Consider the following 10899-nt stretch of genomic DNA (forward strand, 5'->3'; position numbering starts at 1 on the left):
GCCGGTGCGGTGCGATGGAGTTCGGCGGCGGGCCATCACTGATCAGTGCATGACGCTCTGGTCGATGGAGGCGGGATCACCGCCTCCGTCATGAAGAGCATGCCGAACCCGTCCGACAAAAAACAGACCCCGCTCGCCGTGCGGTAGCTCACCCGGGTGGAGCCGCAGGTCAGGGGCGCCCCATGCCGCGGTACTCCCAGCCGGCCCGGGTCCACAGTACGGGGTCCAGGCAGTTCCGGCCGTCGATGACGCGGCGCGCGCCGACCAGCTCGCCGAGCGCGGTCGGGTCGGCGTTGCGGAAGTCGGCCCACTCGGTCAGCACGCAGACCAGGTCGGCCCGACCGACCGCCTCGTTGATGCTCTTGGCGTACGTCAGCTCGGGCTGCACGGCGCGGGCGTTGTCGGTGCCCTGCGGGTCGTACACCTGCACGTCGGCGCCGGCCTTGGCCAGCATCGCGGCGACGGCGAGCGCGGGCGCGTCCCGGACGTCGTCGGAGTTCGGCTTGAAGGTGGCGCCGAGCACGGCGATGCGGGTACCGAACAGGTCCGGCCCGGCCGGGCCCACCCGCCGGTCGAGCAGCTCGGCGGCGAGCTGGAGGACCCGGGTCCGGCGGCGCAGGTTGATCAGGTCCACCTCGTGCAGGAAGCGCAGCGCCTCGCCGGCGCCCAGCTCGCCCGCCCGGGCCTGGAACGCCCGGATGTCCTTGGGCAGGCAACCGCCGCCGAACCCGACGCCGGCCTGGAGGAACCGGTTGCCGATCCGCGGGTCGTACCCGATCGCCCGGGCGAGCTGGGTGACGTCGCCGCCGGCCACCTCGCACACCTCGGCCATCGCGTTGATGAAGGAGATCTTGGTGGCGAGGAACGCGTTCGCGGCAACCTTGACCAGCTCGGCGGTGGCGAAGTCGGTGACGACCACCGGCACCTCGCGGTCCTCGGTCGCGGCGAGGTCGAAGACGCCCTTGTGTGCGGCGTACAGCATGGCGTTCGCCCAGTCGGTCTTGACGCCGACGACGATCCGGTTGGGGCGCAGCACGTCCTCGACGGCGAACCCCTCCTGGAGGAACTCCGGGCTCCACGCCACCTCGACGTCGAGCGCCGGGTCGCTGTGCCGGGAGACGAGCTGCTCCACCCACTCGGCGGTGCCCACGGGCACTGTCGACTTGCCCACGATCAGGGCCTTGCGGCGCAGGTCGCGGGCCAGGTGGGTGACGGCCTGCTCGACGTACGTGAGGTCGGCCCCGAGCCCGTCCGCCTGCTGCGGCGTGCCCACGCAGATGAAGTGCACGTCGCCGTGCTCGGCGACGGTGGCCATGTCGGTGGTGAACCGCAGCCGCCCGGCGGCCAGGTTCCGGCGCAGCAGCTCGGGCAGGCCCGGCTCGTGGAACGGCACCTCGCCGGCGGCCAGCCGGCTGATCTTGTCGGCGTCGACGTCGTACCCGACGACCTCGTAGCCCAGCTCGGCGAAGCAGATGGCGTAGGTGGCGCCCAGGTACCCCGTACCGAGGAAGGTCAGCCGCGGGCGCGAACTCCCCGACGGTGGTGGCACCGGGGTGATCGATGGCGCCGCCTGGCTGCTCGGGTACGGGATCGTCACGCTGGACTCCGCTCACGTCGGGCCGCGCGCCCCCGGCCGCGCCCGGTGGTGCCGGCGGGGCGGGCCACAGGCACACGCCGTTGGATGGCTGGTGGGTATCCTCACATCCGGCATACGGTGGAGGAAAGCGAGGGCTGGCAATGGCGGCGGTTCAGGGGCAGAACTTGTACCAATTGCCGGAGGAGCATCGGGAGATCCGGCAGGCGGTCCGCGCCGTCTGCGACGCCAAGGTCGCCCCCCATGCTGCCGAAGCAGACGAAACTAGTCAATTCCCCCAGCAATCGTACGACGCCCTCCGCGCGTCCGATTTCCACGCGCCGCACATCCCCGAGGAGTACGGCGGCGCCGGCGCCGACGCCCTGGCCACCGCCGTCGTCATCGAGGAGGTCGCCCGGGCCTGCGCCGCGTCCTCGCTCATCCCGGCCGTCAACAAGCTCGGCACGATGCCCCTGCTGCTCGCCGGCTCGCCCGAGCTGAAGGCCAGGTACCTGCCGCCGGTCGCCCGCGGCGACGCCATGTTCTCGTACTGCCTCTCCGAGCCCGAGGCCGGCAGCGACGCCGCCTCGATGACCACCAAGGCCACCCGCGACGGCGACGACTGGGTGCTCACCGGCGTCAAGCGGTGGATCACCAACGCGGGCGAGTCGCAGTACTACACCGTCTTCGCCGTCACCGACCCCGGCGCCCGCTCCCGCGGCATCTCCGCCTTCGTCGTCGAGAAGACCGACGAGGGGGTCAGCTTCGGCGCCCCGGAGAAGAAGCTCGGCATCAAGGGCTCGCCCACCCGCGAGGTGTACCTGGACAGCGTCCGCGTCCCCGGCGACCGGATCGTCGGCGAGCCCGGCACCGGCTTCGCCACCGCCATGCGCACCCTCGACCACACCCGGGTGACGATCGCCGCCCAGGCGCTGGGCATCGCCCAGGGCGCGCTGGACCACGCCCTCGGGTACGCCAAGGAGCGGCAGCAGTTCGGCAAGCCGATCGCCGACTTCCAGGGCATCCAGTTCCTGCTCGCCGACATGGGGATGAAGCTGGAGGCGGCGCGGCAGCTCACGTACGCGGCGGCGGCCCGGTCGGAGCGGGAGGACGCGGACCTGACGTACTTCGGTGCGGCGGCCAAGTGCTTCGCCTCGGACGTGGCGATGGAGGTCACCACGGACGCGGTGCAGATCCTCGGCGGGTACGGGTACACGAAGGACTACCCGGTGGAGCGGATGATGCGGGACGCGAAGATCACGCAGATCTACGAGGGGACGAACCAGGTCCAGCGGATCGTCATGGCCCGCCAACTCCTCAAGGGCCTCCCCCTCGGCTGACCCGACGGCACCGCGCCGGGCGCCGGATTCGCGTCGATCGACAACAGCGCCCGGCTGAGTCGGATTCCCGACAGCGCGGGGGAGGCGCCGGCACTACAGTCCCGCGGCGTGAGATCCATTGCCGTCGCTCTCCGCGTCCTCCTGACCGTGACCTTCGCCGGGCTCGCGGTCGCCGTCCCGGCGTCCGCCCGCCCGTCCGCCCGGGCCGACGGCTCGATCGCCGGCGTCCTGCGCGACGCCGCCGGCAAGCCGGTGGCGGACGCCCGGGTGGCCGCCTACGCGCCGGGCGACGACGGCGGGCAGGTCGCCTCGTCGGATACCGACGAGGCCGGCGCCTTCACGCTCACCGATGTCCCGGCCGGCCGGTACCAGCTACAGCTCACCGGCGGGTTCGGGCAGGCGTGGGCCGACGGCCGGCTCGACCGCGAGTCGGCGACGGTCTACGACGTGCGGGCCGGCGCGGCCACCCGCGTCACCATCAAGCTGCCCCCGACCGGCACCGTCGCCGGGAAGCTCCTCGACCACGCCGGCACGCCGGTGGCCGACGCCGACGTGGTCCTGGAGGACCCGGCGGGCGGCGAGGCGCTCGGCAGCACCGGCGCCGACGGCGGCTACGCGTTCCCCGTCATCCCCGGCACCCACCGGCTCGCCTTCCGGATCGACAGCGTCGTCCAGTACGCGCCGCGGCAGCGGGACCCCGAGCTGGGCGGCGCCTTCACGGTCACCGCCGGGCGGACGCTCACCGTCAACGAGACCCTCCTGCCCACCGGCCGCGTCAACGGGCGGGTCGCCGACGCGCGCGGGCGGCCGTACGGCGAGGGCGACGTGGAACTCGTCGACGAGCAGGGCGACGGCAGCACGGCCGCCGTGGACAGCGACGGCACGTTCGACTTCGGCCGGGTCTTCGCCGGCCGGTACACCGGCGCGATCCGGCTGGACGGCGGCACGCAGTGGATCCCCGGCGCGCTCGCGCCGGGCGACGCCCGCCAGCACACCCTGGCCGCCGGCGGCCAGTGGGCGATCGACGAGAGGCTGCTGCCGCTGGGCGGGCTGCGCGGCCGCGTCACGGACGCCGCCGGCCACCCCGCGGCCGGTATCCCGGTCGAGGTGCACCGCGGCGCGGCGATGGTGGCCACGGCGCTCACCGACGACGACGGCGGGTACGCCCTCGCGGCGGTCCTCGCCGGGGAGCACCGGGTCGCCCTGGTCCGGGGTGACCGGACGCCCGTCCGGCAGTGGATGCCGGGCCGGCCGAGTCCGGACGACACCACGATCCATGCGGTCGCCGCCGACCGGACCACGGTGGTGGACGACGTCCTGGCTCCGGTGGGGTCGGTGTCCGGCCGGCTCACCCACCCCGACGGCACCCCGGTCGCCGCGGCATCCGTCCGGCTGTACCACCGGGGCGCCGGCGACCACCCCGTCGCCTCGCTGGCGACCGACGACGACGGCCGGTTCCTGGCCGACACGGCGTTCACCGGCGCCCACAAGGTGCGCTTCGTCGTCGACTCCCGGCGCGGGGCGGTCGAGCAGTGGGCCCGCGGCAAGCCGACCATGGCCGCGGCCGACTGGATCGACGTCGCCGCCGACGCCGAATCGGTCGTGAACGACGTCCTCGTCGTGGCCGCCACCCGCCGCTGACTCCACCGCTCACCCCACCCCTCGACCCCGCGGGAGATGTACATGTCCAGGGCGCATGGTGCCGATCGGCCGGCCCGCCAGGGCCGCCGGACCCTCATCGGGCTACTCCTCGGCCTGCTCGCGGCGGCCGCCCTCGGCCAGCCCGCGGCGGCAGCGCCGGCCGGACCACCGACCGGTGGGGCGACCACGGCGACCGCGGCCGCGGCGCCCGGGCGGAGCACGACCGCGGCGCGACCGGCGTCGCCGGTCCGCTCCGCGAAGCCCGCGCGGCCCGACGACGCGCGGCCGCCCGCCGGGGCCGCGCCCTGCACGGCCGACCTCACTCTCGGCCAGCCCCTGCGCTGCACGCTGGACAGCGGCGAGCGGCACACCCACTCCTTCACGCTCGGCGCCGCCGGCCGGCTGATCGGCCGGGTGGACACCGACGCGGTGCTCGACGCGGCGATCCTCGGCCCGGACGGCCGCGAGGTCTGCCGGCTGGGCGGCGAGACCACGCTCGACTGCGCGGCCGACAGCGCCGGCCGGTACGCCGTGGTGGTCACCGAGCAGGCGCGGCGCCGCAGCGCCGTCGAGTACACCGTGCTGGTCGACGCACTGGGCCGCCCGGCGTGCCCGGCCCCGGCTGCCGCGAACCTCGCCTTCGAGGGACCGGTCACCCGGGCGTCGCTGGCGGCGGGGGCACTCGGCACCTGTCATGCACTCGACCTGCCCACCGGCACGGTGCTGCGGTCGGCGAGCGTGGCCGACGGCGGGGACGACGTCGACGGCGTCCTGGTCGACTCCCGCGGCGCCGTCCAGTGCCGGATCTTCCGCGCCGACGACTGCGCCCTGACCGGGGTGGGGCCGTTCCGGGCGGTCGCGTACCAGCGGTGGAGCGGGCCGGCCGAGGTCACCCTCCGGCTGCGGCGGCTGACCGCCCCGACCGGCTGCCGGGCGCTGGCCGTGGCCCCGTTCGGCGACCCGGGCGGCGCCGTGCTGCGCGGCCGCGGCGCCCCGGACGAGCCGGTGTGCGCGACCGTGGCGGCGGCGGCCGGGCCGCACCTGGTGCGGCAGGCGGGCGACCGGCACCACTGGCGCCTGTACGACGAGGCCGGCGCCGGCCGGTGCGCGTCCGACGACGCCTGTGCCCTGGCGGCGGGCCGGTACACGCTCGTCCTGCGACCGGCGGGCGGCGGCGCCGCGTGGGACCACCAGGCGGCAGTGGTCGCGCTCGGCGCCGAGTGCGCGACCACGGCCGACCTGTCGTGGGCCGCCGCCGCGCGCACCGTCCGGCCCGCCTGGCCCGGCCAGGTCGACTGCACCTCGTTCGCCGGCGCCGCCGGGGACCGGATCGCCATCGGCCGTACCGGCGCCGCCGGCCTGACCACGTCGGTCATCGACGCCGCGGGCGGCACCGTCTGCCCGCCGGCCCGCCGGCGCGGTGCGGACGGGCCGTGCGTGCTCCCCGCGGCCGGCCGGTTTCGCGTGCTGTCCCACTGGGAGCCGCCCGGCCGCGGCGGCGCCTACCTGGTCGACGTCCGCCGGCTCAACGCGCCGACGGGCTGCCCCGATCTCGCGCCGGGGACGTTCGGCGCGCCGCCGAGCGCCGGCCAGCCCGCCGTTCGCTGCCGCCGGGTGGCGATCCCGGCGGCGGGTCCGTACGTCCTGCGCGCCACGGCCGACGACGCCGACGGCATCCGGCCCGAGGCGCTCCGCGTGTACGACGACGCCGGCGAGCTGGTCTGCGACCGGGCCGTCTGCCCGCTGCCCGCCGGCGCGCTGACCCTGGTCCCGGGCAGTGAGTCGATCATCGATCCGCGGCCCTGGCAGGCCGTCCACGTCCCGCTCGGTGCCGCGGGCTGCGCGCCGGTGCCGGCCGACGGCCTCCAGCAGCCGGCCCGGCGCGGCGACCTCGGGTCGGGCCGCCAGGTCGACTGCCAGGCGCTGCCGTACGCCGCCGACCAGGCCGTCCAGGCGCTACAGCCGCCGACGGGCGGCACCCCGGACCTGGCCGTCGTCGACGCGGGCGGCCGGGTCGTGTGCGACAACCGCACCGTCCGGGCGTCGTGCCCGCTCAGCGGCGCGGCGCCGTTCCGGATGCTGGCGACCGGAGCCGCCGGCGCGTACGCCACCGCCGTCTTCCGGCGCGACGCACCGGGCACCTGCCCCGCGCTGGCCGCCGGCGAGTTCGGCAAGGACACCGGCGCCGTGGTCAACCTCGCCGCGGACCGCTTCACCGCCTGCCTCACCGTGCCGGCGGGCGGGCACTCGACCGGCGAGGTACTGACGTCCACCGGCGTCACCGACGCGGCCGGCGCGGTCGCCCACCTGCTCGACCCCGCGGGCTCGGAGGTGTGCCGGGTGGCGCCCGACCAGTGGGTCGACTGCGCGCTGCCGGACGCGGGCGCCCACACGGTCGTGGTGCGGGGCGACCTCGGCAAGCGGTCGGTCCGGATCACCCGCAAGGACGTGACCGCCGGGGCGAAGGGGTGCACGGCCGTCCCGCCGACCGCGCTGGGCGCGGCGACCGCCGGCAAGACCGGTACGCCCGGCAGCCCCGTGTGCCACCAGGTCAGCACCCGCGCCGGGGAGCGCCTGTGGTTCGACACCAGGGACGCGAAGAAGCGGACCCGGCTGCGGGTGTTCCCGGCCTCCGGCGTGGCCCTGACCGCCGACGGCTGCGGCCAGGGGCGCCTGCCGTGCCAGGCGACGGGCTCCGCGAGCTACCGCGTCCTCGTCGCCGGCCTGCCGGGAACGCCGGCGGGCGAGGCGTACCAGCTCGACGCCTGGCAGTTGGCCCGCGACGACCAGAGCGCGCCCGCGTGCACCGCCGTACCCAGCATCGGCTTCGGGTTCGCGGCCGTGACGGGGACGCTGGACGCCAAGCGGCAGGGCAACTGCCTGAACACCCGCGCGCTGGCCGGCGACCGGCTGGACGTCACCGTCACCGGCGGTGCCGTACCGGTCATGTCGACGACGACGGGCGCGCTGCCGTGCGGCGCGGCCGACGGCGGCCGGTACGAGTGCGCGGTACCGGACGGCACGCCCGCCGGGCCGGCGCTGCTGGTGCTGTACGCCGGCGACGACACCGCGACCCGTACCTACCGGGCCGAGGGCACCTGCACCACCGTCCTGTGCGGCGGCGAGGTGTTCGGCGTGACCGCCGCGACCCCCGCGGCGGTCCGCCCCGGACCGGTCACCCTCACGATCACCGGCTCGGCCCTCCACGCCGGCGACGACGTGGCCGTCGTCGGCGCCGACGACGCGTTCCCGGCGCAGGTCAAGAGCGTGGAGTCGGACCGGCGGCGGGCGACCGTCACCGTCGATCTGACCCGCGCGGCCCCGGGGTCGTACCGCCTCGACCACCAGTCGGTGACGGGGCGGTCGGCGTCCCTGCCGATCACCGTGGCCGGGCGCTGAGCGGCGGCGAACGCTGTGGCGTGCACAACAGTGTCCGGGACCCGACAGGTACGTCGTCAGCGATCGATGGGTTTGTTTCACTCCTGCAAGCGTTCCCCCGAGCCGTGGGCTGGGGCCCCGAAGGGAGCATGATGCGAGGACACGTACCGCGCGGGCGGGGAGCACTCCTGCTGGCGGCCGCCCTGGCGGGCTCGACTATCGTCGCCGCGCCGAGCGGCGCCGCGACGCCCCGCCCGCCGGCCGCTCCGCACACCGCCGCGGCCGCGGAGCGGAGCGCGGTCGACGCCGCCCGCGCCAGCGGCCGGGCGGTCGAGGTACCCGCCCTGCACAGCGAGTTCGAGACGGTCACCGCGAACCCCGACGGCACGCTCACCACCACCATCACGGCCGATGCCGTCCGCGCCGCCGGCGCCGGCGGCACGTGGCGGGGCATCGACCCGGCGCTGGAGCGGCGGGATTCGGTCGTGGTGCCGCGCAGCGCGGCCGTCCGGCTGGAGTTCAGCGCCGGGGGAGCGGCGGCTCCCCTGGTCCGCTTCGGGACCGGCGGCGACAGCTTCGCGCTGCGCTGGCCGACGCCGCTGCCCAGCCCGGTGCTGGCCGGCGACACGGCCACCTACGTCGACGCGCTGCCCGGCGTGGACGTCGTCCTGCGGGCCGGGGCGAGCGGCTACACGCAGCGCTACCTGGTCCGCAGCGCCGCCGCGGCGGCGAGCCTGCGCGGGCTGACCCTCGGCGTCGAGTCCGACGGCCTGCGGGTCCGGCGGGCGGAGCACGGCGGCGTCGCCATCGTGGACCGCGACGACCGCGTGCTCTGGGACGGCGGCGCCCCGACGGATGTCGCGCTCGACGTCCGCGGCGACCGGATCGGCGTCGCCCCGGCCACCGGGGAGCCGGCGACCTACCCGCGGTACGCCGACCCGCGGGTGGACGCCTCGCTCGCCTCGTGGAGCTACGTGTCCGAGCTGCGCCCGACGCAGAAGTTCGTCAAGTTCGACAAGGACGCCGGCGTGGGCCGCTGCGCGGTCACGACCATCGGCGATCAGCGGATCGTCTGCGACCCGCAGAACCCGGGCAGCTCGTACCGGAACCGCATGTTCTTCTCGTTCAACCTCAAGGCCGGCTCGTGGGCCAAGCGGACGATCAAGAAGGCGGTCTTCCGGGCGTACGAGACGCACGCCTTCGCCTGCACCAAGAAGTGGGTGGACCTGCACGAGGCCGAGGCGGCGAAGGTCGGCTCGGCGACCTGGAACGAGCCGCCGGGATCGTTCGGGCTCGTGGGCGCCCGCAACGTCGCCTACGGCCACGCCAACTGCAAGGCACAGGGCTCCTGGGTGGAGTTCGCCGACGCCCGGCTGGCCAAGTTGGTCGCCCGCAAGGCGAAGGCCAAGGCCAGCATCGGACTCCGGTTGAAGGCCCGGGCCGAGGGGGCCAAGGACGGCCTGGCCTGGAAGCGCTTCCGGGGCAGGGACGCGGCGCTCAGCATCACCTACAACACCGTGCCCGACAAGCCCACCGCCCTCGGTACGGCCGGCCCGGCGACCGGGTGCGTCCGCGGCGCCGCCCGGCCGTGGATCAACGCGACGACCCCGACGCTGCGGGTGCGCAACAGCGAGGAGGACAACCAGAACCTCACCACGACCTTCGAGGTCACCGAGGTCAACTCCGACGCGGCCGTCACGGGCGGCACCGACAAGAACAAGCCCGACAGCGCCGAGGCGACGCTGACCGTACCGGCGAACAAGCTCAAGCACGGGACCAGCTACCGGTGGCGCGCCACGGCCACCGACGGCCAGGCGAGCAGCGTCCCCTCGGACTGGTGCGAGTTCACGGTCGACACCGCGCCGCCCGCGGGCGCGCCGACGGTGACGTCGCCGGACTACCCCGCGGACGAGTGGGGCAAGCCGGCGGGCACGCCGGGCGGGTTCACGTTCGCCGCACCCGCTGACACCGACCCCGTCCTCGGCAACGACATCGTCGAGTACCGGTGGGCGTTCCACAGCGACCAGGCGACGCGCCGGGTCCCCGTCGGCACGCCCGGGCAGCCCGTGTCGGTGACCCTCACGCCGTGGTCGTTCGGGCCGACCGTACTGACCGTGGCCATGGTCGACCGGGCCGGCAACGTCGGCGCCCGGACGGCGCGCTACCTGTTCAAGCCGACCGCGCCCTGCCCGAACCCGATCGCCGACGACTGCGCCATGGCGGCGTACCCGCTCGACGAGCAGGGCGGGACCACGGCCGCCGACGCGTCGCCGCACCGGCGGGCGGCGACGGTCGTCGGCGGTAGCCGGGTGCCCGGTCCGCAGGCCGCCGGCAACCCTGCCGACCTTGCGCTGGCGTTCGACGGCGCCGCCGCGCACGCCCACGCCGCGTCGGCCGTCGACACGACCGGCGGGTACACGGTCACCGCGTGGGTGCGGCCCGACCGGGTCGACCGAACCTTCGCCGCCGTGAGCCAGGTGGGGCGGCAGGCCGCCGGCTTCGCCCTCGGGTACCGCGCGGACACCGAGCGCTGGACGGCCCGGCTCGACCTGGCGGACACCGCCCGCCCGGCCGCCGTCCACGTCGAGAGCAACACGGCGCAGCCCGCCCGGGCCGGCCACTGGGTCCACCTCGCGCTGCGGTACGACCCGATGACGCGGGCCGCCGAACTGTACGTGGACGGCGCGAACGTGGGCCGGGCCGAGCTGGACGCGGGCTGGAACGCCACCGCGGGCCTCCAACTCGGCCGCGACCGGGTCGCGGGTGCCCCGGCCGACGCGCTGCCGGGCGCGGTCGACGACGTCCGGCTGTACCAGGGCGTGCTGTCGCCCGGCGACATCCAGCAGATCATCCGGAACAGCAACCGCCGGTGACATCGGGGCGGCGCTCCGGCCGCCCCGATCGCCGCGCCCCCATCGGACCACATACCCCTCACCGGGACGGAGAGAGCGATGATGCGCACCTCAC

General features: G+C 75.7%; 5 protein-coding genes. 4 read left to right on the forward strand and 1 reads right to left on the reverse strand.

All coding sequences use genetic code 11. The annotated features are described in order from the left end of the window. Positions 1-169: 169 nt before the first annotated feature. Positions 170-1597: a UDP-glucose dehydrogenase family protein gene (locus IEY94_RS19270; RefSeq protein ID WP_189171636.1), complete on the reverse strand. Its 1428-nt coding sequence runs from the start codon at positions 1595-1597 to the stop codon at positions 170-172. 140 nt (positions 1598-1737) lie between these two features. Here IEY94_RS19270 and IEY94_RS19275 point away from each other — a divergent pair, with 140 nt between their 5' ends. The 4 genes from IEY94_RS19275 to IEY94_RS19290 all read left to right on the forward strand — a co-directional run bounded on the left by IEY94_RS19275 (position 1738) and on the right by IEY94_RS19290 (position 10805). Further along, the gene (locus IEY94_RS19275) at positions 1738-2913 is read left to right on the forward strand and encodes an acyl-CoA dehydrogenase family protein (protein WP_189171637.1); all 1176 of its coding nucleotides are present in this window, start codon (positions 1738-1740) and stop codon (positions 2911-2913) included. 108 nt (positions 2914-3021) lie between these two features. After that, positions 3022-4554, forward strand: a complete 1533-nt coding sequence (locus IEY94_RS19280) for a carboxypeptidase-like regulatory domain-containing protein (RefSeq protein ID WP_189171638.1) — start codon at positions 3022-3024, stop codon at positions 4552-4554. Positions 4555-4596: 42 nt separating this feature from the next. Beyond that, positions 4597-7953, forward strand: coding sequence for a hypothetical protein (locus tag IEY94_RS19285; RefSeq protein WP_189171639.1), 3357 nt, complete (start codon positions 4597-4599; stop codon positions 7951-7953). Between the two features lie 128 nt (positions 7954-8081). Further along, on the forward strand, positions 8082-10805 hold the full coding sequence (locus IEY94_RS19290; protein ID WP_189171640.1) for a LamG domain-containing protein: 2724 nt from the start codon (positions 8082-8084) through the stop codon (positions 10803-10805). The last annotated feature ends 94 nt before the right edge of the window (positions 10806-10899 follow it).

The organism is Pilimelia anulata (assembly GCF_014647895.1).
GTDB classification, from domain to species: Bacteria; Actinomycetota; Actinomycetes; order Mycobacteriales; family Micromonosporaceae; genus Pilimelia; species Pilimelia anulata.

Coding starts and splice junctions, on each gene's coding strand:
- IEY94_RS19290 (WP_189171640.1), top strand. CDS start 8,082: ATGATGCGAGGACACGTACCGCGCGGGCGGGGAGCACTCCTGCTGGCG.
- IEY94_RS19285 (WP_189171639.1), top strand. CDS start 4,597: ATGTCCAGGGCGCATGGTGCCGATCGGCCGGCCCGCCAGGGCCGCCGG.
- IEY94_RS19275 (WP_189171637.1), top strand. CDS start 1,738: ATGGCGGCGGTTCAGGGGCAGAACTTGTACCAATTGCCGGAGGAGCAT.